Here is a 24,169-nt window from a genome sequence, read left to right on the forward strand (position 1 = left end):
TGCCGCGGGCGGGGCAGGCGCGGTTGCCTCTGAGCCATCTACCAGTCCCGACGATGAGACCGCACGTCTGGCACCTCGGAAGTCGCTGTGCTGGAGACGGGTTGGTCCTCACTTCGCGCGGAGCTGGGCGCGGACGGTCGGTGTCCGTCCCTGTCGGTGATGTCCGGCCAATCCAGCTTCGCGTGGAATCGGAGGGGAGGGTTGGATCGGTCTCGTGTCCCAACCCTCTTGGCCACGCCTGCAGATTCCGCGGCCGCGCAATCGCACGGCAACCCATCAGGCGCGACTGCCTCGCGCTCGATGGGTTGCCCGCCAGTGCCGGCGTCATCAGCCATGTACACCAGCATTCGATGCCCGGCAATCCGCTGGCGATGCTCAGCGACGCGGCGATCTCGGCATGGGCTTGCCTGGGGGAGCGACCAAAACGGGCCCTATGCGACCGTTCCGCGCGCGGAATGAGCGCGCGGCTTGGCGCGCGACTGACCTTGTGCCGCACTGCCGTTGCGACGGCCGCCGCCTTGGCGCGGTCCGCCGCTGCCCCTGCGCGGTCCGCCAGTGCTACGGTGCGCTCCGCTGCCGCTGCGGCGGTCGTCTTCCCGTGCCGCCCGGTCGCTGTAGGAGGGCGCGACGAATGGGGCGACCGTGCCGACGAGCTCGGCCACCACGGGCGAATCGGCGGTGACTCGTTGCGGGGTCACAGTGATCTTGGCCTTGCGCATGAGGTCGGCCAGGTCGCGTCGTTCGCCGGGCAGCACCAGGGTGATCACTTCACCGGAGTTGCCTGCCCGCGCGGTACGGCCCGAACGGTGCAGGTACGCCTTGTGTTCGGCGGGCGGATCAACGTGCACGACCAGTTCCACACCGTCGACGTGCACGCCGCGCGCGGCCACATCGGTCGCCACCAGCACCAGGGCATCACCGGCGGCGAAGACCGCGAGGTTGCGGTCGCGGGCGCCCTGCGAGAGGTTGCCGTGCAGATCGACGGCCGGGATTCCGGCGAGGGTCAGCTGCTTGGCCAGCTTGCGAGCCTGATGCTTGGTGCGCATGAACAGGATTCGCCGACCCGAGCCCGAGGCGAGCCGGTGTACGACCTCACGCTTGGCTTCGACGCTCGCGGTTTCGAAAACGTGATGGGTCATGGCGGCTACCGGGGAGTTCGCCTCATCGACGGAATGCAGCTCGGCATCCGGCAGGAAGCGGCTGACCAGCTTGTTGACGCCGTTATCCAGGGTGGCCGAGAACAGCAGGCGCTGACCGTCGTTCGGGGTGGCCGCGAGAATGCGGGTCACGCCTGGCAGGAACCCGAGGTCGGCCATGTGGTCGGCCTCGTCGATCACGGTGACCTCGACGGCGTCCAGGGAGATCAGACGTTGGTTCATCAGATCCTCGAGCCGGCCGGGGCAGGCGACGACGATGTCGACACCGGCGCGCAGCGCCCGGACCTGCCGGTTCTGCGGGACCCCACCGAAAATCGTGGTGACTGTCATGCGATAGGCCGCGGCGAGGGGTTCCAGCGCGGCCGTGATCTGGGTGGCCAATTCCCGAGTCGGCGCCAGCACCAGGCCGGTCGGGCGGCTCGGTGCGCGCCTACCGGCGAGACCGCGGCCGAGACGGTCGACCATCGGGATGGCGAAGGCGAGCGTCTTGCCGCTGCCGGTCCGGCCACGGCCCAGCACATCGCGTCCGGCCAGCGAATCGGGCAGGGTGTCGGTCTGGATCGGAAAAGGTTCGGTGATCCCGGCGCGAGTCAACGCCTTCACCAGCGGTGCGCTCACACCGAGCGCGGCGAAAGAGATGTCAGCAGAACTCATAGATGTTGCGGTGCCTTTCGGACATCAGGTGGTGCCCGAGCCGTCTGTGGACCTTCGGGGTCCGCGCCGGGGGCACGAAGTGGCGAGATTGCCGATGGGCAAAATCGATCGCCGTAAGAAGAGCGGATGCGGCAAGCGCTGGTTGCGAAGCGAATGCGATCTACGACGCTTGGCGTGACATGTCACGCACTTGATCAACAATAGCCTGTGATGGGCGGTTCGTACTCATCGGGTGAGGTTTCTCGCTTCTGGCCAGGGCTGGGTCGCCAGGCTCGTGTTCGAAATCTCCACCCGCGATCAGCTCCCGAGGCCCGCATGACGCGCTTACCGTCGCCAGGTGCGAGCAGATCTTCCTCGACAAGGCTTCCGGCAAGCTTGCGTCTCCTCCGGAACCGGACAAGGTGGTGGCCACTTCGCGGACCGTCCAACGCCACCGTCATCATCGACAAACTCGAGGCCCTGCGACTGATCGAGTGGCAAACCCACCCCACTGACCGCCGGGCCAAACAGTCGACACTCACGTCCGAATGCGCCGAACTCCGGAAGAGTGGCCGTGGCGCTGGCGGCCTCCGACCCGGACGCTGCTCGTGCGGCCGTGCGGGCGATCCTCGACTGGATGTCCGGCGCATGACTATCTGTGCCAAACACTGAGGGTTCGATCTTTACCGCATCGGGCACGGCGCTGATCCGCTTATCGCGCCCGCCTGCGGTGTGTGTTCGTCGCGAATGGCTTTTCGCCGCTGGTCATTACGCGGGAACACCGGAATCGGAGTGCACTGCTGATGCCGAGGGTGTTGACCGCCGCTCGGGTCAATGGCGCGCTGGTTCGATGTCGAGCGCGCGTTGAAGCTGGCTAGCCCACCAGCGCAGGTGAGCGGTCGAGTCTTGCGCTGCCGCGCCGGTGAGGCCGGCGCTCCGACGGAAATCGACCCCGTAGAGGGGCTCGGTTGCCATCGCCTGGTGGAGGGCGGCGACCGCGAGCCGTGTCTCGTCGATGGAACTTCCGGGAGGCCGACTCCGATGCAGGGCGTCGACGACCGGGTCGAGCATGCCGCCACCGCGGTCGCGCCAACCCGCCGCGTGCAGCGCCACCGCGAGTTCGCCGTAGCCGCCCCGATACACGGACTCGAGCGACTCGACGAGCTCGAGGACATCGGTGCCATGCTCCAGCCATGCGGCGATGACGTCATGGAGCGCGGCTCGAAGCCGGCGTCCACCATGGCGAAGGAGTTCGGCGAGCAGCTTGTCGCGATTGCCGAAGTGGTGGGAGACGCCGGCGTCGGTCATGCCGACCCGCGCTGCCACTGCGCGCACCTGTACAGCGGCGACGCCTCCCTCGGCCAGGAGCGAAGCCGCGGCATCGAGGATCAACCGACGGGCTTCGTCCGGTGGTCTGCGCGTTCTCGAATTGCTCACCCCGGAATCGTACCTTGACTAGCCAAGGTTTCACTGCGTATCGTTACCTCGACTGCTCAAGGTAAATCGGAGAAGGTATGTCGATGGTCGAAATCATGGCGTTGAGAAGGAGATTCGGCACCGAGGTGGATCGACGATGACAGACATGACCCTCACGCTGCCCGACGTCACACTTCGAGCCACGGTGACCGGCGCGGGCCCCACGGTCCTGCTGCTTCACGCGGGCCGAGAGCGTCGCGACGTCTGGGCGCCGGTCACGGAGGGGATGATCGAGTGCGGACTGCGTACGGTGGCCTTCGATCTGCGCGGGCACGGCGAGAGCTCCGGGCGGGCGACCGCATTGCGGGTGATCGCCGACGACGTGATCGAGATGGTGGTTCGCGAACCGGCGCCGATCGTCGTGGTGGGCGCCTCCCTCGGAGGGTTGGCCGCCGTCGCCGCCCTCGCGGAGTCGTCCGTCGCGCAGCGTGTCGCCGGCCTCGTGCTCGTGGACGTCGTCCCCGATATCGATGCGGATCGCGCCCGGCGCTGGCTCGACGACCACGGACTCCTCGCCCGCGATACCGAGCTCGTCGACGACATTCTCGCGTCCCGCTCCGAACTCCACGCGATCATCGCGGCATCGGACCTGCCCATCCTGCTCGTGCGGGGAGGACCACGGTCTCCGCTCGGCGACGCCGACGTGGACCGGCTCCGCATGACCAACCGGCGTGTCACCGTTACCCGCGTACCGGACGCCGGGCACCTCGTCGCTCGCGACGCCCCTGCGGAACTCGCGCGCATCGTTTCGGCGCACGCCACCAAGTGGCTCGGGACCGACGACGTCGTCCGCCGCGCGTTCGAGCTACAGCGCACGCTCGGCGCCGAGCAGATCGATCACCCAGGCGGGACCCTGTTCGAGCACCTACGCCGGGTGCACGCCCTCACGGTCGAATGGAACTCAGCGCCACGAACCCGGCTGGCGTCGATCTGCCACGCGTCATACGGCACCGATGGGTTGCCGCATGCCCTGCTGCCGATCACGGATCGCCAGCGGCTGGATCACGTCATCGGCCCCGACGCGGCGGCGCTGGTATACCTCTACGGCGCATGCGATCGCTCGCGCACCTACCGCGAGCTCGGCCGACGGCCCTTGCCCGTGACCGACAGATTCAGCGGCGGCTCGAAGACGATCGGAGGAACGGAACTCCGTGATTTCGCGGTCCTGACGATCGCAAACGAGCTCGACGTCGCCCGCCACGCCCGGCTGGCACCGTCCATTCGCAGCGATATCCGTGACCTCGTCGCCGCGCTGGCTGTGTACGCGCCGGTCGAGGCGGCGGTAGCGCTTGCCGATGAAGCGCTCGCTCGAGCGAGCGTCGAGTGAGCCCAACCGGCTGCTCGAAGCCGTCTGGGTGCTCGGCGAGATTCCGTCCTCGACGGCGCCGGCACCGCAGCTGAGAGGCGCACGCTGGTGCCTCGCCGACTTGTTCGCCGACCGGCTCTCCTCCAGGTGAAATCGCGCCTCGAGCATATGGCCGACCTCTTCGGCTCGGATCAGCGCGCGGCGTGACTGCAGTGTGATTCCGTCCCCCGTGCCGTCGGCAGCTCCGAAGCAACTCTCTGCGAGCCGGTTTGCCGCCGGTAGGGCGATAGACGAGCTTGGTGCCGCGTCGATGGCGCCAGTTCGATCAGGCCCAGACCTGATGAGCGCCGGGAAGGGCGGGTGGGGTCAGGGCGATGGTCTGGGGCCGGGGGAGAGCATGGCGACAAACGATCAACCGCGGAAATGTCGTTCGCGACGCGGTGACGGCGGTCGGCAGGCAGGCCTTTGACATGGCGCAGCAGCTGAGATCGGGATCGGTGGCATTGGACCGTGAGGTTCCGGCGTTGTTCGATACCTGGAAGGGGAGTGCCGCCGATGCTTATCGCGAGGGGTGGGATGACAGGACGGCGCGGTGAAGGCATGGGACGCGCTCTGCGTGACCTGGTGCGCGTCAGTTCGGCAGCCAGTTCAGCTCGTGCGCCAGGGTTTTGGCGACGGCACGGATGCGGCGGTGTAGCGGCGACTGCTCGCGTGGGAGGACCAGGTGGAGCGTCAGGCTGGGCGCGCCCCGCAGCGGTCGCCAGGTGAGACCGGCTGGTTGTGCCGTGACCGCGGTTTCTCCGGCCGGGGCGAGGGTGAGCCCGTCGCGTAGGTCGCGCTGAGACATGTCGAAAGAGACTGCGAGCGTGTGGAATCGGGGGGTCGGCCGGATCTCGCGGAAAAGTGCGGACAGCTGATCGTGGATCACGGGATTCGCCGCGCGGTCGGGGAGTCGCAGCGGATACGCGGCCGCATCGGCGATCTCGATCTCCGGATGTTCGGCCAGCGGATGATGCTGTGCCAATTGGACCCCGACGCGCACACGCCGCAGCAGGAACCGGCGCACGCCACGACCCGGCTGTTCACCGCGGGTGATCCCCGCATCGATGCGGCCGTCGGCGACCGCGGGAGAGATCTCCGGTGTCGCCATCGGGACCGCGCCGACCTCGAGTCCCGGGCTGCTGCGAATGAGCCTGTCCACCAGGGCCGGTGCCGTCTCGGCTCCCGCGCTGAGGCTGTATCCGATGCGGAGCGTGCCCAGTTCACCGGCCCCCGCATTCCGGGCGATGTCCCATGCCCGGTCCAGCGCCGCCAGCGCGGGCGGCGCGGACTCCGCCAAAGCCGCACCGGCCGTGGTCAATACGACGCTACGCGTGTTGCGAACCAGCAGGGCAGTACCGAGTTCCGCCTCCAATCGGCGCATCCGGGCGCTGAGTGCGGGCTGTGCGATCCCGATCCGTGTGGCCGCGCGGGTGAAGTTCAACTCCTGCGCCAGCACCAGAAAGTACCGCAGGCTCACCGTATCCGGCGCCACATGCCCTCCCCGCCGATTGATAACGATCCGTTCTGAGTCTATCGCGTACCGGTCTTTCCCTCGACCGCGCATCAAGCCCTAACCTGCGCATATGACGATTCGGCTGACCGCAGTACCCGTCGCCGGGATCGATCGATCTGAATATCGACTCGAAGTCGGACGTGTCCGGCCGAACACAGGAGGTTTCCATGGCTAAGGGCTACTGGGTCAGCGTCTACCCCGCCATTTCCGACCCTGAGAGGCTGACTGCATACAACAAGCTGGCCCGTCCGGCTGTCCAGGCTGGGGGCGGGCGCGTCCTGTCCCGTAGCGGTCGAGTCGTCGCCCACGAGGCCGGAATCACGCAACGCGTAGTTCTGATCGAGTTCGACAGCTTTGAACAGGCCGTCGCGGCATACGAGAGCGAGGCATACCAGAAGGCGCTGGTGGCCCTACCCGACGGCATCGAGCGCGACTTCCGCATCATCGAAGGCATCGACTGACCGGCGGGCCCAGCCATCGCTGAGCATCCGTCACCTGTACAAACACGGTGCTGAACGAGGTTCAACGAAAAGAGCTTCGCACCGACCTCGGTGCGAAGCTCTTCACAAACAAACGCGAGCGCGCGGAATCAGATGGCGCGGACGTCCTGGGCTTGAGGACCCTTCTGGCCCTGTTCCACCGAGAACTCGACACGCTGACCCTCGTCGAGGGATTTGTAACCCGAGCCGCTCACGGCCGAGTAATGCACGAAGACGTCCGGGCCGCCTCCGTCCTGAGCGATGAAGCCGAAGCCTTTTTCACCGTTGAACCACTTCACACTGCCTTGAGCCATGCTGTAAACAACTTCTTTTCTGTAGTGAGCCGAGCAAATTCTTGGTGAAAAGCCCGTACTCAACCTCTCACTATGCCACAACCGTCGCCGTTCGCTCGCCTCACGCAGTGATCGGAGGGCCGGGCCTACGGGCTGCGGACGGCTGAACGTCACGCCGAGACCGACCGCCGCAGACGATTCCCGTCCCGGCGCCGACCCGTGCGGGTATTCGCCCCGCTCGGCAACCCCGCGAAGCGGGACTTGTCCTCGGATGTGGACCGCGGGACCGCAGCCGGTCACGCCGGGTGTGCGGCGGGCTGGCGGGACCAGGCTGTGCTCTGCACTCCCGATCGATGCGGGGTACCGGAGAACCGAACGATTCCCAACACCTCACACGGTCCGCAGTGAGCGTGGATGCGGTGTTTTCGCCGGGGTGTGGTGAGGGTATGTCGCCGATGTAGTGCTGTCCGCGTAGAGGCCGGTACTGAGCGAGCGGAAGGAGGGGTGCAGGGTGGGAATTTCGACACTGGATCAGGCGCGCGCCAAAGGCGCTGTTGGCGAGTGGGATCTCGAGGTTGTGTCGTTGGGGCAGCTGCGGGCTGCGGTGCGGCGCCTGCTCGCCCCGCTCGCCGGTATCGGGGTGGAGGACGCGGTGCAGGTGTGTGACGAGTTGGCCGGCAACGCTGTCGTGCATGCCCGCGCCCCGCGTGGTTGCCGGTTGATGGTGGCCGACCACGGCGGCTGGTTGCGTGTGGAGGTCGACGATGCTTCGCCCGTGCCTGCGCGGATCCGCCGACCGGATCACACGGGTGGGCGCGGGTTGATCCTGGTCGATCAGCTGGCCACCTGCTGGGGTGTGGACTACCACGGCGGCGGCAAGACGGTGTGGGCCGAACTCGGCACCCGCGGCCCCGGCTGATCGGAGCTCAGCTGCCGTGGTCCGGCGCGGGCGGGTTTTGCCGGGTGAGTTCGGCGTTGAGCTCGTGGGCTTGGGCGAGTTGGTCTTCGAGGACGGTGATGCGGCACGCTGCCTCTAGCGGTGTGCCCGCATCGACCAGCGCGCGGACCCGCGCGGCGATCCGCAACTGTGAGCGGGAGTAGCGGCGGTGCCCGCCCGGTGAACGCTGCGGTGTCAGCAGGTCGGCGGCGTCCAGGCCGCGCAGGAAGGCGGGGGTGACGCCGAGGACTTCCGCGGCCCTACCCATGCTGTAGGCGGGGTAGTCCTCGTCATCCAGCCGGTCGGCGGCACTGGAAGCGTCGGTCGGGTCGGTCGGGTCGTTCGATTGCTGCACAACACCTCTGGGGTCAACGTCGTCAGGCCCCGGCGCGTGGTGCGCCGGGGCCTGGGATCGAGGGGGTTTTCACGTCGATCCCGCCGGTCGGGCGGTAGAGCCGACCGCGGGAACCACGCCCGGCAACAGCCCGGGACGCGGAATCTGGGAAGAGCTGTTCAGTCACCACCTCCTGAGTTGCCGGACCTGTCTGCGAAAGTTCGTCATCCCCTCCGGCGGTCCGGCCGACTGCACCGGATTCTCTTCTCCGCCGGAGGGGATGTGGATCTTGCTTCCGGTGCAGTTCACCTGCCCGGCCAACCAGACATCTCATCTCCAACGAAAGATAAAGTACACCCCGCCCTCCCGAATGTCTACACCCTGCGATACAGATTTTTCTGCATCACGGGTAGGGGTTTTCTGCACGCCGTACATCCTGTCGATCATGTTCCCGCGCCGGCGCGCTTGGTCGCCGCCTCGGACTCCGCTGCGAGGTCGGCGCCCGAACCGATGCCCTGCTGATCGGCGACCAGCGCCGCACGTCGGTCGCGCTGGTCGTCGTAACTGCGGTGTACGGCGGCGACGAGCACGTCGAGCTGCCGCTCGAGCGGTGGGTGCCGCTCGGGTGGTGCGACCGTCAGGAGGTCTTCCAGTGCGGCGCGTAACCGGCGCGATGCCTGGGGGGAGGCGGCTCCGGCGAGGCAGAGCTCGTCGAACGCGAGCCGGACGTAGCCCGCCCAGCTGAGCGTGCGCTCGATGAGCCGAACCTCGCCGCCGTCGTCGTGGTGCCGGCCGGAGGGGAAGTCGCGGTTGGCGAGCTGCCGCAGGCAGTCGTGCAGTCGGTCGATCACCATCACGGCGGTGGTCGGGTCGGTGAACGGTTGGGCCAGACCACGCTCGGCAATGTCGACCAGCTTGCGGAAGCCGTACGCCGGGTCATCGCCGTGAGTCCGCTCCGCGGCGAGGACGACGAGGCCTGCGACACGGGCGTGGTCGAGACGGACGGGGTCGCCGTGCACGCGGAACAGCGGCGCGCCTGCTGGTACGAAGTCGCCCATGAGGGGGACCATCTCCATCACGCAGCCGGCCTCGGACGCTGCTGCGACCAGCGCGGGACGATCCAGGTCGATAACGAGCCCCGGTTCGGGCGAGACCACGACATCAGGCTGGGCGTGCGGCGGCCCCTTCGCTGGGTACTTGCGGTCCAGCTGCTCGTGCAGATGATCGCCGACCAGGTCGATCAGGCCAGAGGCGCGCAGCGCGTTTCCCGAATGGTGGATGTAGAGGAACAACGTGGCGATGCTGGCCAGCATCAGCAGGTAGGCCACCGACACGGTCAGGCCTGGCACCGTACCCTCGCCCACGGCGTTGACTTCGCGGATCGCGAGGATCGCGAAGATGAACGTCGAGGCGAACAGCCCGTAGGCCAGCTGGCTGCTGCGGTCCTGGAGCAACGCCCGCACGATGCGCGGCGAGAACTGGCCCATCGCGAGCTGGACGGCCACCGTCGTCACCGTGAGCACGAGCGTGGTCAGGGTGACCATCGCGGCGGCGATGGTGCTGAGGATGTTGGACACCGCGTCCGCCGAGCCCGTGATCGCCACCGGGATCAGCCGATCGCCGAACTGCCGATCGATCGCCACGGTCACGAACGACAGCCCGATCGAGGCCAGCACGCATAGCAACGGCGTGATCCACAGGCTGGACCGCAGCCGATGACGGAACCGCAGGCACACCATCAAACGCCTTTCTCTTCCGGCCGTGGCCGAAAATCGCGGTGCGGCCGGCGGGCAGCGGGGCCGCTTTGTCAGGCTGTCCGCGACGGTGCCGTGTCGACGTAGTTCCCTGCTCACATCGCCGTTGCGGCTGCCTCGGAGACAGCCTTGTCCTGCTCTCCGGTGCCGCCGCTGACGCCGACCGCCCCGACGACTTGGCCGTTGCGCCGCAGCGGCACACCGCCGGCGAAGATCATGATGCGCCCACCGTTGGAGGTATGTATCCCGTAGAACTGCTTGCCCGGACCCGCGTCGGCCGCGAGGTCCTCGGTCGAGATGTCCAGCGCTCGGGCGGTGAATGCCTTGTTGATCGAGATGTCGATGCTGGCGATCCATGCGCCGTCCATCCGCACATGGGCTACGAGGTTGCCGCCGGCATCGACCACCGCAATATTCGACGGCGACTCGATCTCGGCGGCTTTGGCCTGCCCGGCGGCAATCACCCGCTGTGCATCGTCGAGGGACACCGAGGTCTGGTTCATTGTCATGACGCACCTGTCCCGGTCTTCGCGAACTGCTTGCGCTGCAGTGCATTTGCCATCGTTGCGCTCCTCTCGGTGCGGGGCCGCCTCACGGATGCATTACGACTTTGGTCCATCCGTCGTCGCGGGCATCGAAATGCTGGTAGCCGGACTCGGCCTCAGCCAGCGGGAGTTCGTGAGAGACGATCCACGACGGTTTGGCCCGGCCTTCATGGATCAGGTCACGAAGCTGGCGGTTGTAGTGCTTGACGTTGGCCTGTCCGGTTCCGGCCTTTTGACCCTTGAACCAGAACTTGCCCATGTCGAAGGCGATCTTGCCCTTCTTCTCCAGCTTGTCGGGCGCGTCGGGGTCTTGTGGCAAGAAGATGCCCACCACGCCGATGTGCCCGGTGAACCGCACCGAATCGACCAGCCGGTTCATGGTCATGGCCGAATCCTCATTTCCCTGCGGGTCATGGGCCTGATAGCCGACGCACTCACAACCCTTGTCGGCGCCGTGCCCGTTGGTCTGCTCCAGCACCTGCTCTACCGGGTCGCCCTTCGAGTCGTCGATCGGTATGACGCCGATCTGCTCGGCCAGGCGCAACCGGTCTGGATGGCGGTCCACTATCATCACCTTGCTCGCGCCCTGGATCATCGCCGAATATGCCGCCATCAAGCCCACAGGGCCGGCCCCGTAGACCACCATCGAATCGCCGGGCTGCATATCGGCCAGACGGGTGCAGTGCCAACCGGTCGGGAAAATGTCCGCCAGCATCACATAGTCGTTTTCTTTGTCCTGAGCATCCTCAGGCAGCCGCAGACAGTTGAAGTCGCCGAACGGCACCCGCAAATACTCGGCCTGTCCGCCCCAGAACGGTCCCATCCCGGCGAAACCATACGCGGCGCCCGCCATCTTCGGATCCGGATGCACCGTCAGGCAGAACGCGGTCAACCCTTCCTCGCAGTTTCGGCAGAAACCGCAACCAATGTTGAACGGCAGGCACACCCGGTCCCCGGAGGTGACCTTTACCACCGCATTGCCCACCTCGGCGACGATCCCCAGGTTCTCGTGACCGAGGACCATCCCGGGCTCCAGATCGGTGCGGCCCTCATACATGTGTAGATCCGACCCGCAAATGTTGGTGCTGGTGATCTTTACCAGCACATCGGTCGGCTGCTCGATCCTCGCATCGGGCACATCCTTCACATGAACCTCACGGGGTCCGTCGTACACAAGCGCTTTCATCTCGATACTCCTGACATGCGGCGTTTCCGGTCGACGCCCGGCGGCCACAGGCGGTTACGTGTGCGCGACAGACCGAACGAACCGTTCTGCTAGAGCAGCCGAGGCGACAGCGCACGCAACGGAAGAACACACCAAAACTAAGGCACACCACCATGTTTCGCGTCATGAACAACAAGCAGTGGGTGCATTCCAGGCGTCGCGTTCTCCACCCTGGAGTCTCCTCTTTCGGCTCCGCGATCGCTAGGGGGGTCGAGATCGGTCTCATTGATTTGTGGGCTGGGCTCCTTCTCTTCACCGGTCGATGATGTGATGCTGGATCATGTCCACCACCTCGAACAGGAGACCCGCCATGGCCACCAAGGCGCTGCTGGTCCGACTCGAAGCCAAACCCGGCAAGGAAAACGCGGTCGTGGAATTCCTCCGATCGGCGCTGCCACTCGTCGAGCAGGAGCCCGGCACGAAGCCCTGGCTCGCGGTACGGTTCGGCCCTTCGACGTTCGGCATCATCGACGCATTCCCAGACCAGGCCGCCCGCGAAACACATCTCAATGGGCCGGTCGGCAAGGCCCTCGGCGAACGCGCCGACGAACTCTTCGCCGCGCCGCCCGAAATCAGCAACCTCGACGTGCTCGCCAACAAGCTCTGAACCACCGACTGGAAACAGCCCCCCGCAAGCTCGACAGAACCGCGTCACCCACCTGACCGCGAACTTTGGTACGCGAGTCCGCCGAACCTGTCGGATTCTCGGTGCGCAACGACGAGGTGAGCGCAACAGATGACGATGCCTCGTCGGTGAAGTCCTCGCGCAGGTGACCGCTGTTCCTGGCGCGAGCGGGCACGGAGCCGTGACTCCCGGTGCTCCCGTGGCTACACTGTGTGGCGTAGTTGGCTTCCACTTCCGACCTGCTGGGACCTTGTCACACCGCTCAGCAGTCCCGATCTTTCGTATCGGAGTTCTACTCGTGGAAGCACTGAAGTAGTGGCTGATGCCCGGAGTGCGCGCACCGGCCGCCTCGAGCGGGTTCCGGCACTCCTATGCCCCAGCCGGGGTGTGGACGCCACCGCCTCCCGTTCTGTCGACGCCTACAGGCGGATGAAGAACTTTCAGCGGTTGAGCCGTCCGTGAGTTCAAGCGGTTGACCGACCGGCCAGACGCCGAACTGGTTCACGCAGGCTCGGCGAACACCGAATCATCGACGCCCAGGGGGCGTGATGTCAGAGTCCGATCGCGGAACCTCGCCGATACGTCTGAACCAACCTGCCCGCCAGGTAATGGCAACGTTCGACGACTACGCCGACGCTGAAAGCGCCGTCGACTACCTCTCCGACCAGCATTCAACAGTCGACGACGAACTGGCCGTCGGCGGACGCGACATCGAGCTGGCCGAGCAGGTCGTCGGCCGATTGAACTACGGCTGGGCCGCTTTGCGAGGCGCCGCCGCGGGTGCGCTGACGGCGCACTGTTCGGCTGGATCTTCGGATTACTCGACTGGGTCCAGCCGTTGCTCATCGGCCTCGTGCTCGCCTGCTACGGGCTGGTGTTCGGCGCTGTTGTCGGCGTCCTGCTCGGCCTATTCATGTACGCGCTGCGGGGCGGTCGGCGCGACTTCACCTCAATCCAGTCATTACAACCACGTCACTACGAAGTCCTTGCCGACGTCGAGGTCACGGACGAAGCCGTTCGCCTGCTCACCGGCCGGACCGATCGAAAGGAATGAGTCATGGCGACCGCTGTAGGTATCGACCTGGGCACCACGAACTCGGTCATCGCAAGCTGGCAAGGCGGCGAGCCGGGGGTGATCTCCAATGCCGAGGGAGCGCGGACGACGCCGTCGGTGGTGGCCTTCACCGAGAGCGGGGAGCGGCTGGTGGGTCAGCTCGCCCGACGGCAGGCGATCTTGAATCCGAAGGGCACAATATACTCCGCGAAACGCTTCATCGGACGTCACTACGACGAGGTCTCCGAGGAGGCCAAAGCGGTCAGTTTCGACGTCGTGCCGGGTGACAACGGTGAGGCTCGATTCGACGTGCGGGGCAAGAAGTACGCGCCGGAGGAGATCAGTGCCCTCGTGCTGCGCAAGCTCGTCGACGACGCGAGCAAGTTCCTCGGTGAGAAGGTCAAAGAAGCGGTCATCACCGTTCCCGCGTACTTCAACGACGCGCAGCGCAACGCCACCAAGGACGCCGGCCGGATCGCGGGCCTCGAGGTTTTGCGAATCATCAACGAGCCGACCGCCGCGGCACTGGCATACGGCATGGACAAGCAGACCCACGAGACCGTACTGGTCTTCGACCTCGGCGGCGGCACCTTCGATGTGAGCCTGCTCGACGTCGGCGAGGGAGTGGTCGAGGTTCGTGCCACGGCCGGCGACTCCCACCTCGGCGGCGACGACTTCGACCGACGTCTGGTGGACTACCTCGCCGACGAATTTCAACGGGCGGAGAACATCGATCTGCGCAAAGACGCCCAGGCGTTGCAGCGCCTCTTCGAGGCAGCGGAGAAAGCCAAGGTCGAGCTGTCCTCGGTGACGCAGGCCCAGGTCAACCTGCCCTTCGTCACCGCTGACGCGAACGGTCCCAAGCACCTCACCACCACGATCATGCGATCGAAATTCGAGGATCTGACGGCGGATCTGGTGGAACGCTGCCTCGACCCGGTGAAGCAGGCGATGAGTGACGCCAAGGTCACCGCCAACGACATCGACGAGGTGATTCTGGTCGGTGGTTCGACACGTATTCCGGCGGTGCAGGCGCTGGTTCGCCGGCTCACCGGCGGCAAGGACCCCAACATGAGCGTCAACCCGGACGAGGTCGTGGCGCTCGGTGCCGCAGTCCAGGCGGGCGTGCTCAAGGGCGAGGTCTCCGATGTGCTGTTGCTCGATGTCACCCCGCTGTCCCTCGGCGTCGAGACCCAGGGCGGGGTGATGACCAAGATCATCGAGCGCAACACGACGATCCCGGTCCGGCGCAGTGAAGTGTTCGCCACCGCGGAAGACAATCAGCCCGCAGTGGATGTCGTGGTCCTGCAGGGCGAACGCGAACGGGCCGCCGACAACCGGGTGCTCGGTCGGTTCCGGCTGGAAGGCATCCGCCCCGCACCCCGTGGCGAGGCCCAAGTCGAAGTCACGTTCGACATCGACGCCAACGGCATCCTCCACGTCACCGCCCGCGACAAGGACACCGGTAAGGAGCAGAGCATCACGATCAGCGAGCAGAGCAACCTCGACCAGAGTGAGGTAGAGCGCATGCTCGCGGAAGCCGAACGGAACCGGGCCGAGGACGAGGCGCTGCGAAAGGCGGTCGACGCGCGCAACGCGCTCGATTCGGTTGCCTATCAAGTGGAACGGCGACTCGCCGAACTCGGCGACAGTGCTCCACCGCACGACAAGGCACGCGCCGAGATGCTGATCGCCGATGCCAGGAAAGCTGTGGAAGACAATGCTTCCCCCGCGGAGGTAGAGCCACTCACCTCGGAGCTGCAGCAGCTGCTCTACGGGCTCGCACCGGTCCAGTCCGGCGGCGGAGACGGACACCGGGCAGGCGGCGGAGAAGCGGCGTCGTCGGATGACGACGACGTGATCGACGCCGAATTCGATCGAAGCTGAGGCACACGATGGAAAGGTCCGCAGATCATTCGACGACCGAGTCGGCTACCGACGGGGATCAGACCGAGACGGCGCCGGATCGCACCGACACGGGGGCCGAGCTGGCTCAACTCGAGGACCGCTGGCGCAGGGCCCTTGCAGATCTGGACAACCTGCGCAAGCGGTTTGCCAAGGATCTGGACCGTGCCCGCGCCGCGGAGGTGGCGAAGGTATCCGCTGCGTGGCTCCCGGTGCTGGACAATTTGGAGCTCGCGCTGGCCCATGCTGGCAGCGATCCCCAGGCCGTCGTCGAGGGCGTGAAGGCGATCCGGGACCAGGCGGTGCAGGTGCTGGCGCAGTTCGGCTTCGAGCGCCACGACGAGGTCGGTGTGCCGTTCTCCCCGGAGCTACACGAAGTGGTCAGCGTGGTGGCCCAACCGGACGTTCCCTCCGGGACCGTGATCGAGGTCTTGCGCCCGGGCTATGGAGAGGACGGTCGGCAGTTACGTCCCGCCTCGGTGGTCGTCAGCCGACCCGAGGGGTGAGCACCGATGGCGCGTGACTACTACGAAGTGCTCGGTGTCCCGCGCGGCGCAGGCACCGACGAAATCCAGCAGGCGTACCGCAAGCTGGCGCGCAAGTATCACCCCGACGTGAACAAGGACCCCACTGCGGAGGACAAGTTCAAGGAGGCCAACGAGGCCTACCAGGTGTTGTCCGACCCGGACACCCGGAAACGTTACGACCGATTCGGTGAGGACTTCCGGCGTGTGCCCGAGGACTACGACGAACGGGTCCGGGCCGGCGCCGGTGGGTACGGCGGCGGGGGCAGAAGGGTGCACTTCGGTCGAGGTTTCGGTGGCGAGGGCGCCGTCGACTTCGAGGACCTCTTCGGGCAGATGTTCGGCGGCGCCGGCGGGTACGGGCCGATTCCCGGGGCCGACCAGGAAGCGGAACTGGAACTGACTCTGGAACAGGCGTATCGGGGCGGCAAACGCACACTCAGACTGGACGGACGCCAGTACGACGTCGACATTCCCGCCGGTGTCCTGGACGGCCAGCGAATCCGGCTGGCCGGGCAAGGCGGGCGGAGCAACGGTGACGCGCCGCCCGGGGATCTGTACCTCGTGGTGCGCATCAAGCCGCATTCCCGCTTCCGGATACAGGGTCGCGACATCTACGTGGACCTGCCCGTATCGCCATGGGAGGCGGTGCTCGGGTCGACCGTCGTCGTTCCCACCCCGGGTGGCGAGGCGAAAGTCAAAGTGGCGCCGGGCTCGTCGACGGGAAGGAAGCTGCGGCTGCGCGGAGAAGGAATGCCCAATCCGCGTGGCCCCAACGGCAATCTCTACGCCGAGATCAAGGTGATGGTGCCGTCGAAACCGACAGCACGCGAACGTGAGCTGTTCGAGCAGTTGGCCACCGAATCGAACTTCGATCCGAGGAAAGATACATGAGCACCCCGACCCCGGTCACCCGGTACGTATTGGTTCGCCGTCCCGGATTGTCGCCAGATGCCTTCGCCGAACGTACCGGGCTACACCCGGACCTGGCACGAAGGCTTGTGGCGCTCGGCCTGCTCGACGCCCACCGAGACGCCGGCGGCGAGATGTCGTTCCAACCATCCGAAGTGGCCCATGCCGCCCGCATCCAACGGCTGCGGACCGGTCTGGGCCTGAACTACTCGGCAATCGGGCTCGTACTCGATCTGCTGGATCGAATCGAGAAACTCGAAGCAGCTTCCCGCGGAAGGAGGGCACCCCATGGACACCGGCAGCCTGACTGAAAAGTCACGAGAAGCCCTGCAGGAAGCCCAGAATGTAGCGACCAGAATGGGTCACACCGAGGTCGACGGAGAGCACCTGCTGCTCGCGTTGGTCGATCAGCGGGAAGGGCTGGTACCCCGACTGCTCGAGCAGGCCGGCGCCAACGTCGATGCCCTGCGATCCGATCTGGAACGTGAACTGTTGCGTAGGCCGAAGGTCAGCGGCCCGGGTGCGACGCCCGGTCAGGTGATGATCACCCAGCGCCTGGCCAGGCTGCTCGACGCGGCGGAACGGGAGGCGAAGCGACTCAAGGATTCCTACGTGTCGGTGGAGCATCTCGTGATGGCCCTCTCCGAGGAGGGGTCGGCCACTGCGGCAGGCAGGGTCCTCGCCAGTCATGGGGTCACGCGAGAGTCCTTCCTCACCGCCTTGACCACCGTGCGCGGCCACCAGCGTGTCACCTCGGCGACCCCGGAGGGGGCCTATGAGGCGCTGGAGAAGTACGGACGCGATCTCGTCTCCGAGGCCAGGGCAGGCAATCTCGATCCGGTCATCGGCCGAGATGCCGAGATCCGCAGGGTAACTCAGATCCTGAGCCGGAAGACGAAGAACAATCCGGTGCTGATCGGCGACCCCGGCGTCGGTAAGACCGCGATCGTCGAGGGCCTCGCCCAGCGGATCGTCCGCGGCGACGTGCCCGAGGGCCTGCGCGACAAGACGATCTTCTCGCTCGACATGGGTTCCCTGGTGGCCGGCGCGAAGTACCGCGGCGAGTTCGAGGAGCGACTGCAAGCGGTGCTGTCGGAGGTGAAGGCGGCAGAGGGGCGCATCCTGTTGTTCGTCGACGAGCTACATACCGTTGTGGGCGCGGGATCAGTCGGCGGCGACGGGTCTCTCGATGCCGGCAACATGCTCAAGCCGATGCTCGCCCGCGGCGAACTACACATGATCGGCGCCACCACTCTCGACGAATATCGCAAGCACATCGAATCCGATGCGGCACTGGAGCGTCGCTTCCAGACCGTTCTCGTCGACGAGCCCAGTGTCGAGGATGCGATCTCGATTCTGCGCGGACTTCGGGAACGCCTCGAGGTGTTTCACGGCGTGAAGATCAAGGACGGCGCCCTGGTCGCCGCCGTGACCCTCTCGCACCGGTACATCACCGACCGCTTCCTTCCGGACAAGGCGATCGACCTGGTCGATGAGGCATGCGCTCGGCAACGCACCGAAATCGACTCGATGCCCGCCGAACTCGACGAGCTCACCCGGAAAGTGACCCGGCTGGAGATCGAAGAAGCCGCGCTGTCCAAGGAAACGGACGCGGCCAGCAAGGCGCGCCTCGAAGAGCTGCGCAAGGAGCTGGCCGACCTACGGGCCGAGGCCGACGCCAGGCACGCTCAGTGGGAGGCCGAGCGGCAGGCGATCCGGCGGGTGCAGGAGCTGCGGGGAGAGCTGGAACGGTTGCGCCACGAGGCCGAGGAGGCCGAGCGCAACTACGACCTCAACCGGGCCGCCGAGTTGCGATACGGCGAGATCACCGAGCTGGAACGCAGACTCAGGGCGGCGGAGGAGCAACTGGCCACCAGGCAGGGCCGGAATCCATTGCTGCGTGAGGTGGTCACCGAAGACGAGATCGCAGAGATCGTGGCCGCATGGACGGGTATCCCGGTCGCCCGGCTGCAGGAAGGCGAGCGGGAGAAGCTGTTGAAGCTCGACGAGATCTTGCACGAGAGGGTCGTCGGTCAGGACGAGGCGGTGCAACTGGTCGCAGACGCGGTGATCCGGGCGAGGTCGGGTATCCGTGACCCACGCCGGCCGATCGGTTCGTTCATCTTCCTGGGCCCGACGGGCGTGGGAAAGACCGAGCTCGCAAAGACGCTGGCCAGTGCCCTCTTCGACAGCGAAGACAACATGGTGCGCCTGGACATGAGCGAGTACCAAGAGCGGCACACGGTGAGCAGGCTCATCGGTGCGCCCCCCGGGTACGTCGGCTACGACGAGGGCGGCCAGCTCACCGAGGCGGTACGCCGCAAGCCGTACTCCGTGGTGCTCTTCGACGAGATCGAGAAGGCCCACGCCGACGTCTTCAATACCCTGCTGCAGGTGCTCGACGACGGCCGGATCACCGATTCTCAGGGCAGGCAGGTCGATTTCCGGAACACGGTGATCATCATGACCTCCAACATCGGATCCCTGTATCTCCTCGAGGGAGTCACAGCCGACGGCGAGATCAAACCGGATGCCCGGGAGCGCGTGCTGGCCGAGCTGCGCGGGCACTTCCGTCCCGAATTCCTCAACCGGGTCGACGACATCGTGTTGTTCACCCCGCTCACGCTGCCCCAGATCGAGCACATCGTCGAGCTACAACTCACCGATCTTCGCAACAGATTGTCGCAGCGGCAAATACATCTGGATATCACGCCGGAAGCGCGCCGGCTCATCGCCGAACACGGTTTCGACCCGGTCTACGGCGCGCGGCCGCTGCGGCGGTACATCGCCCACGAGGTGGAGACGAGGATAGGTCGTGCGCTGTTGCGCGGCGAGATCGAACCGGGTGGCACCATCCGTGTCACGGTGGCCGGCGACGAACTCGCCGTCGCGTATGCGGAACCCGCCGTCGCGGCGGCCTGAGAAGAGGTGCCGTCGTGGGATCCGAAATGGTGAAGTGCCCGAACTGCGGCAAGGTCAACAGGGTGGCGGCGGCCGGGGAAGGAAAACCGCGCTGCGGGAACTGCCACGAGCCGCTGCCCTGGATCGCCTCGGCAGGGGACGACGACTTCGCGGAGGTCGCCGAGAAAACTTCGGTGCCTGTGCTCGTCGACCTCTGGGCGACGTGGTGCGGCCCGTGCCGCATGGTCAGTCCGGCGCTCGAGCAGCTCGCCAGGGAACGCGCGGGTCGAATCAAGCTGGTGAAGATCGACGTGGATGCTGCGCCCAGGACGGCCGAACGGTTCACCGTCCGCGCCGTACCGACTCTGCTGGTGATGGACCGAGGCGAGATCCTGGCTCGTCAGGCGGGCGCCGCTCCGGTACCACAACTGCGCACATGGCTCGACCAGGCGCTTTCGGAAAAAGCAGGCAAGGAGACGAAGCCATGACATCTGTCCATGTTGACCCACACGTGACCGCGATCCGTCCCGTCGTACCCCGGACTCCGCAGGGCTGCGAGGAATGTCTTCGCCTCGGCACCCCGTGGGTACATCTGAGGCTGTGCCTGACGTGCGGACACGTCGGTTGCTGCGACTCCTCGCCGGGCAAGCACGCGAGCGCGCACGCTCACGCCATCGGCCATCCGATCGTCCAGTCGATGGAGCCAGGTGAAGATTGGCGCTGGTGTTATGTCGACCAGAACTTCGTCTGAGAGCGCCGCTCCCGTCCGCGACATTCCGCCGCTCGACGAGACTCCGGATGAGCTCGGAGGATACCCGCGGCTGACGGACGACCAGGTCGCGACACTCGAGGTCGGTGGCACGCGTCGAGCGGTTCGCCCCGGCGAGGTGCTGATCCGAGAGGGCGAACCCAGCAGCGACTTCTTCGTCATCCTCTCGGGCAAGGTCGCGATCATCGACGAGGGCGACGGAGACGGCGAACGCCGGTTACTGCGCGTGCATGGTCCCGGCCGATTCCTGGGCGAGCTCGGACTGCTGGAAGGCCAGGTGGCGTTCTTCACCGCCGAGGCGATCGAGGACGGCGAGATACTCGTCGTCCCGGCCGACCGGGTGCGCGAGCTGGTTTCCCACGATCCCGTGCTCAGCGATCTCATCCTGCGCGCCTACCTGGTGCGCCGGCACCTGCTGATCGGGCTCGGTTCGGGATTCCGGATCATCGGCTCCTGCTATTCACCGGATACGTTGCGGCTTCGGCAGTTCGCCATTCGAAACCGATTGCCCCACAGATGGATCGATGTGGAGCAGGACGAACGGGCGGAGCAGCTGCTGCGCAGCCTGGACGTCGCCCCCGAGGACACCCCCGTCGTGATCTGGCACGGCGAGAAGGTGCTGCGCAATCCCACGAATGCGGAACTCGCCCGCATCGTCGGGCTTCCGGTCCCGGACTCGGTCCACGACGCGGCCCAGGACGTGTTCGACCTCGTCGTGGTGGGTGCGGGACCGGCCGGTCTGGCCGCGTCCGTGTACGGCGCCTCGGACGGGTTGAACACGGTGACACTGGAGTCGTTCGCCGCAGGCGGCCAGGCCAGTACCTCCTCACGGATCGAGAACTACCTCGGCTTCCCGGCAGGGATCTCCGGCGCCGAATTGGCGGAGCGAGCCGTGATCCAGGCCGGCAAGTTCGGCGCCCGAATCCTGGTGTCGGCGGAGGTGAGCGGTTTGGGGTCCGAGGACGGCCACCACGTGCTCCGGCTGGCGGACGGCGGCACGGTTCGCGGCCGGGCCGTCGTGCTCGCCACCGGGGCGCGATACCGCAAGTTGGCGGTTCCGGGAATCGAGGTGCTGGAGGGGACGAGCGTGTACTACGCCGCAACCCATCAGGAGGCGCGGATGTGCGGCACCGACCCGGTGGCCATCGTCGGCGGCGGAAACTCCGCCGGACAGGCCACCGTCTTTCTCGCGGACCGTGTCTCCCAGGTTCACCTGCTCATCCGCGGCGGTGACCTCGGAAAGAGCATGTCCCGGTACCTCGTCGACCAGATCGAACGCCATCCACGCGTGACCGTCCACCGGAATACCGAGATTCGAGAGGTCCACGGCGAGAAGTACCTCGACCGGATTGTGGTCGAGAACAATCACACGGGCGAACAGGACACCCTCCGGGTACACGCACTATTCGTCTTCATCGGGGCGGTGCCGCACACCGGGTGGCTGGCCGACGCGATCGCACTCGACGACCACGGCTTCGTCCTCACGGGCATGGACGCGGTCTACGCCCGTGAGGACGGCAACCGGCGGACTGGCGACCGGCCGTCGAGGACGCTCGAAACAAGCCTGCCCGGCCTGTTCGCTGCCGGTGACGTCCGCACCGGCTCCGTGAAACGTGTCGCCTCCGCTGTCGGTGAGGGAGCGATGGCGGTTCGCCAAATCCATGAATACTTCGACAGGAGCTGACGACATGCCAGTGATGGGTACCGTGAAATTCCAGCAATTCTTCCGGGCAGCGGCCGGCCTGCAAGTCGACCGGAACGACGTCAAGCGCTACACGGATTTCATCGACGACAAGATCTACGATCTGATCCTCATCGGCAAGGCCTCGGCAAAGGCAAACCTGAGGGACGTGATCGAACCGTGGGACCTGCCGATCACCAAGGGACTGCAGGAGAGCATCCACCGGTTCGAGAAACTGGATGAGGAGATCGAACTACAGTCTGTGCTCGATCAACTGGCGGCCCGGCCGCCGTTGGACATGGCCCTTTCCGAGGCGACCGAGCAGCGACTGCCGCTGATTGCCGGAGGCTTGAGCGTGGCGCTGGCGCACACATTCGTCACGATCGAACCGGACCGTAAGAACCCCGGGACCGCCGAATGGAACATCGCCTTCGACATCTTCCATCTCCTGCTCTGACCACCGCCCGTGCCCGGCGAACCAGCAGACCGCCGCTGGCCGCGACGGCTCATCTGCTGCGAAATAGTCTGCACGGCAATGTATCCCTTGAGCGTGCGTTGGTAGAGCAAACAAACTCGCGCAGATTGAGTTCCGGGTATGTCAACCCGAGACGAGCGGTCAGCGACGGGCACCTAACCGCCACATAGAGTTGTAAGTGACCCGCCCCATCGGCGACTGGCAATCCCGCATGCTGCTACTGGATCTGCCCCGGGAATGCGACGCGGGCGGTTATAGTAGCTCTCAGGGTGAGTATGGGCAATCTGCTGTTCAACGTGGTGTCCGTCCCCGGCGCGTTGGCCCGCTACCATCGGCGTGGTTCACTGCGAAGTCACAGCGTGAGCGGAGCTGACCCAGAAGCTGGGGCCGTGACCGTCGGCACGGGTGACAGCGGGTCTCGGCGATCGCGCTCCTCCTGTCGGTATGTGTTGTGCGTCATATCAGGAACTGGTTCGACAACTTCTCCGACCTTTTGTCGGCTGCGAACCCACGCTGCCACAAGGAAATCGAGAGTTGAGACGACAGTGATGTTTCGTAAGGGCGCTGCGGTGGCCGCCATGGCTATCTCGGCTTTGTGTATCTCGGGGGGAACCGCGACGGCGGATCCCACGCAGGAGACTCCGGATGTCCATTTCCAGGCCAACGTGGTCGACCGCTCGGTTGTGCTCACCGTGGATGCCGGGGCGCTCACCGTCAGCGATGACCATCTGCAGTTCATCGATCGGAGCGGAACGTCCGTCGCGACTCTTCCGCTGACCTACGTCCACGGTGGCAGCGCGATGCCGATCGCCGCGCAGCTGGACGGCGATACGGTCACGCTGACCCCGAGCGCCGACCCCGCCGACGCGCGCCCGATCAGCGCGGCGACAGCTCAGGAGATCGATGCACTGTCTCATCCGAATTACAACGCGGCCCTCGGCAACTTCAGCATGTCGATGATGGCTGCGGCGACTGTCGGGAGCCTGCTGGGTAGTGCGATCGGCGGCGGCATCGGCTGCGTCGCCGGCGGCATCGTCGGTGGAGCGACCGGGGGTGTGGTGTCGATCGGTCTGCTCGCGGTTCCGGCGGCGATCGGCGGTTGCCTCATCACCGGCGCCGCACTGGCAGGCATGGGCGCGGTCGCGGGCACCGTAATCGTCGGCGTCCCGGCGTTGATCGCAGCCGGTATCCAGTTCTGGAACGACACCCACTGAGCAGTCGGTAGGTCCGGAAGTCGTGGTCGGGTGCCGGACCCTCCACGACGCCGAGCTCAGGTCCGAGCCGGAGCGTCCAGCTCCTTCGCTGACGTTGGCCGCCAAGCATTCCGGTGGCGCCGACAACCATGGTGACATCCAGTCGGCGTCCTCCAGTTCTGGTTCGTCGAGCGATACGACCGCGCGCTGGCTCGGCGGGATCGGCATTGTGCTGGGCGCCCTGGGCCTGCTTGTGGCACTCGGTATGGGAGTGGCTCGTCGCAGGTCCTGATCATGCTCGGCCGCTTGATGTTCGGCTCGTCGGTTTCGCAGCCTGCGGCGAGGCCGTGATCGAAACCCCGCGGGACAGTGCCGGCATATGAGTGTCATGATGGACGGCGTTATGAACACTGTGCCCGCGCCCCGGAACGCGCGG

The 24,169-nt window shown here is 66.1% G+C and carries 21 protein-coding genes and 2 pseudogenes; 15 read left to right on the forward strand and 8 right to left on the reverse strand.

Annotated elements, in window-relative coordinates; genetic code table 11:
- Positions 1 to 431 precede the first annotated feature (431 nt).
- On the reverse strand, positions 432 to 1,811 hold the full coding sequence (locus AB0L97_RS05340) for a DEAD/DEAH box helicase (RefSeq protein WP_364425460.1): 1,380 nt from the start codon (positions 1,809 to 1,811) through the stop codon (positions 432 to 434).
- An 810-nt stretch (positions 1,812 to 2,621) separates the two neighbouring features.
- Positions 2,622 to 3,182, reverse strand: a complete 561-nt coding sequence (locus AB0L97_RS05345) for a TetR family transcriptional regulator (RefSeq protein WP_364425462.1) — start codon at positions 3,180 to 3,182, stop codon at positions 2,622 to 2,624.
- Between the two features lie 181 nt (positions 3,183 to 3,363).
- Between AB0L97_RS05345 and AB0L97_RS05350 the strand changes: the two genes are divergently transcribed.
- Positions 3,364 to 4,593: an alpha/beta fold hydrolase gene (locus AB0L97_RS05350; RefSeq protein WP_364425464.1), complete on the forward strand. Its 1,230-nt coding sequence runs from the start codon at positions 3,364 to 3,366 to the stop codon at positions 4,591 to 4,593.
- A gap of 610 nt (positions 4,594 to 5,203) precedes the next feature.
- Here AB0L97_RS05350 and AB0L97_RS05355 read toward each other — a convergent pair.
- Positions 5,204 to 6,106 (reverse strand): LysR family transcriptional regulator, encoded by a 903-nt coding sequence (locus tag AB0L97_RS05355; RefSeq protein ID WP_364425466.1) that lies wholly within the window; start codon positions 6,104 to 6,106, stop codon positions 5,204 to 5,206.
- A gap of 188 nt (positions 6,107 to 6,294) precedes the next feature.
- Between AB0L97_RS05355 and AB0L97_RS05360 the strand changes: the two genes are divergently transcribed.
- A complete protein-coding gene (locus tag AB0L97_RS05360; protein ID WP_364425468.1) occupies positions 6,295 to 6,588 on the forward strand; it encodes a DUF1330 domain-containing protein in 294 nt (97 codons plus the stop codon).
- 128 nt (positions 6,589 to 6,716) lie between these two features.
- On the opposite strand, the gene AB0L97_RS05365 is transcribed toward AB0L97_RS05360, so the two are convergent.
- Entirely contained in the window at positions 6,717 to 6,920 is a 204-nt protein-coding gene (locus AB0L97_RS05365; RefSeq protein ID WP_067806012.1) for a cold-shock protein, read from the reverse strand.
- A gap of 490 nt (positions 6,921 to 7,410) precedes the next feature.
- On the opposite strand from AB0L97_RS05365, the gene AB0L97_RS05370 reads away from it, so the two are divergent.
- Positions 7,411 to 7,818, forward strand: a complete 408-nt coding sequence (locus AB0L97_RS05370) for an ATP-binding protein (protein WP_364425471.1) — start codon at positions 7,411 to 7,413, stop codon at positions 7,816 to 7,818.
- A gap of 7 nt (positions 7,819 to 7,825) precedes the next feature.
- Here AB0L97_RS05370 and AB0L97_RS05375 read toward each other — a convergent pair whose 3' ends face one another.
- From AB0L97_RS05375 to AB0L97_RS05390, 4 genes are all read right to left on the reverse strand, one after another.
- A complete protein-coding gene (locus AB0L97_RS05375) occupies positions 7,826 to 8,191 on the reverse strand; it encodes a MerR family transcriptional regulator (protein ID WP_364425473.1) in 366 nt (121 codons plus the stop codon).
- Positions 8,192 to 8,613: 422 nt separating this feature from the next.
- Complete coding sequence (locus AB0L97_RS05380; RefSeq protein ID WP_364425475.1) at positions 8,614 to 9,909, reverse strand: DUF2254 domain-containing protein; 1,296 nt, start codon at positions 9,907 to 9,909, stop codon at positions 8,614 to 8,616.
- Between the two features lie 110 nt (positions 9,910 to 10,019).
- Positions 10,020 to 10,433: a heme-binding protein gene (locus tag AB0L97_RS05385; protein ID WP_355078076.1), complete on the reverse strand. Its 414-nt coding sequence runs from the start codon at positions 10,431 to 10,433 to the stop codon at positions 10,020 to 10,022.
- A gap of 82 nt (positions 10,434 to 10,515) precedes the next feature.
- Positions 10,516 to 11,655, reverse strand: a complete 1,140-nt coding sequence (locus AB0L97_RS05390; RefSeq protein WP_356964064.1) for a glutathione-independent formaldehyde dehydrogenase — start codon at positions 11,653 to 11,655, stop codon at positions 10,516 to 10,518.
- A 349-nt stretch (positions 11,656 to 12,004) separates the two neighbouring features.
- Between AB0L97_RS05390 and AB0L97_RS05395 the strand changes: the two genes are divergently transcribed.
- From AB0L97_RS05395 to AB0L97_RS05450, 12 genes and pseudogenes are all read left to right on the forward strand, one after another.
- Positions 12,005 to 12,301: an antibiotic biosynthesis monooxygenase gene (locus AB0L97_RS05395; RefSeq protein ID WP_355078074.1), complete on the forward strand. Its 297-nt coding sequence runs from the start codon at positions 12,005 to 12,007 to the stop codon at positions 12,299 to 12,301.
- 566 nt (positions 12,302 to 12,867) lie between these two features.
- Positions 12,868 to 13,373: pseudogene (locus AB0L97_RS05400) on the forward strand (general stress protein).
- Positions 13,374 to 13,376: 3 nt separating this feature from the next.
- Complete coding sequence (dnaK, locus tag AB0L97_RS05405) at positions 13,377 to 15,260, forward strand: molecular chaperone DnaK (RefSeq protein WP_364425478.1); 1,884 nt, start codon at positions 13,377 to 13,379, stop codon at positions 15,258 to 15,260.
- A gap of 8 nt (positions 15,261 to 15,268) precedes the next feature.
- On the forward strand, positions 15,269 to 15,784 hold the full coding sequence (locus AB0L97_RS05410) for a nucleotide exchange factor GrpE (RefSeq protein ID WP_364425480.1): 516 nt from the start codon (positions 15,269 to 15,271) through the stop codon (positions 15,782 to 15,784).
- A 6-nt stretch (positions 15,785 to 15,790) separates the two neighbouring features.
- A complete protein-coding gene (locus AB0L97_RS05415; RefSeq protein WP_364425482.1) occupies positions 15,791 to 16,696 on the forward strand; it encodes a DnaJ C-terminal domain-containing protein in 906 nt (301 codons plus the stop codon).
- Positions 16,693 to 17,021, forward strand: a pseudogene (locus tag AB0L97_RS05420) (chaperone modulator CbpM). Before AB0L97_RS05415 ends, AB0L97_RS05420 begins: the two are co-directional and overlap by 4 nt.
- Positions 17,003 to 19,636 carry an ATP-dependent chaperone ClpB gene (gene clpB / locus AB0L97_RS05425; protein ID WP_364425485.1) on the forward strand — a complete coding sequence of 878 codons (2,634 nt, stop codon included), beginning with the start codon at positions 17,003 to 17,005 and terminating at the stop codon, positions 19,634 to 19,636. Before AB0L97_RS05420 ends, clpB begins: the two are co-directional and overlap by 19 nt.
- A gap of 14 nt (positions 19,637 to 19,650) precedes the next feature.
- Positions 19,651 to 20,103 carry a thioredoxin gene (gene trxA, locus AB0L97_RS05430; RefSeq protein WP_364425487.1) on the forward strand — a complete coding sequence of 151 codons (453 nt, stop codon included), beginning with the start codon at positions 19,651 to 19,653 and terminating at the stop codon, positions 20,101 to 20,103.
- Complete coding sequence (locus AB0L97_RS05435) at positions 20,100 to 20,366, forward strand: UBP-type zinc finger domain-containing protein (protein WP_083865197.1); 267 nt, start codon at positions 20,100 to 20,102, stop codon at positions 20,364 to 20,366. Before trxA ends, AB0L97_RS05435 begins: the two co-directional genes overlap by 4 nt.
- Positions 20,344 to 22,068: an FAD-dependent oxidoreductase gene (locus tag AB0L97_RS05440; protein ID WP_364425490.1), complete on the forward strand. Its 1,725-nt coding sequence runs from the start codon at positions 20,344 to 20,346 to the stop codon at positions 22,066 to 22,068. Before AB0L97_RS05435 ends, AB0L97_RS05440 begins: the two co-directional genes overlap by 23 nt.
- Before the next feature lie 13 nt (positions 22,069 to 22,081).
- Positions 22,082 to 22,522 (forward strand): DUF1931 family protein, encoded by a 441-nt coding sequence (locus tag AB0L97_RS05445; RefSeq protein ID WP_355078196.1) that lies wholly within the window; start codon positions 22,082 to 22,084, stop codon positions 22,520 to 22,522.
- A gap of 596 nt (positions 22,523 to 23,118) precedes the next feature.
- A complete protein-coding gene (locus tag AB0L97_RS05450; protein ID WP_364425492.1) occupies positions 23,119 to 23,754 on the forward strand; it encodes a hypothetical protein in 636 nt (211 codons plus the stop codon).
- Positions 23,755 to 24,169 lie beyond the last annotated feature (415 nt).

This window comes from Nocardia sp. NPDC051911 (assembly GCF_040681035.1).
In the GTDB taxonomy this organism is placed as follows: Bacteria; Actinomycetota; Actinomycetes; order Mycobacteriales; family Mycobacteriaceae; genus Nocardia; species Nocardia sichangensis.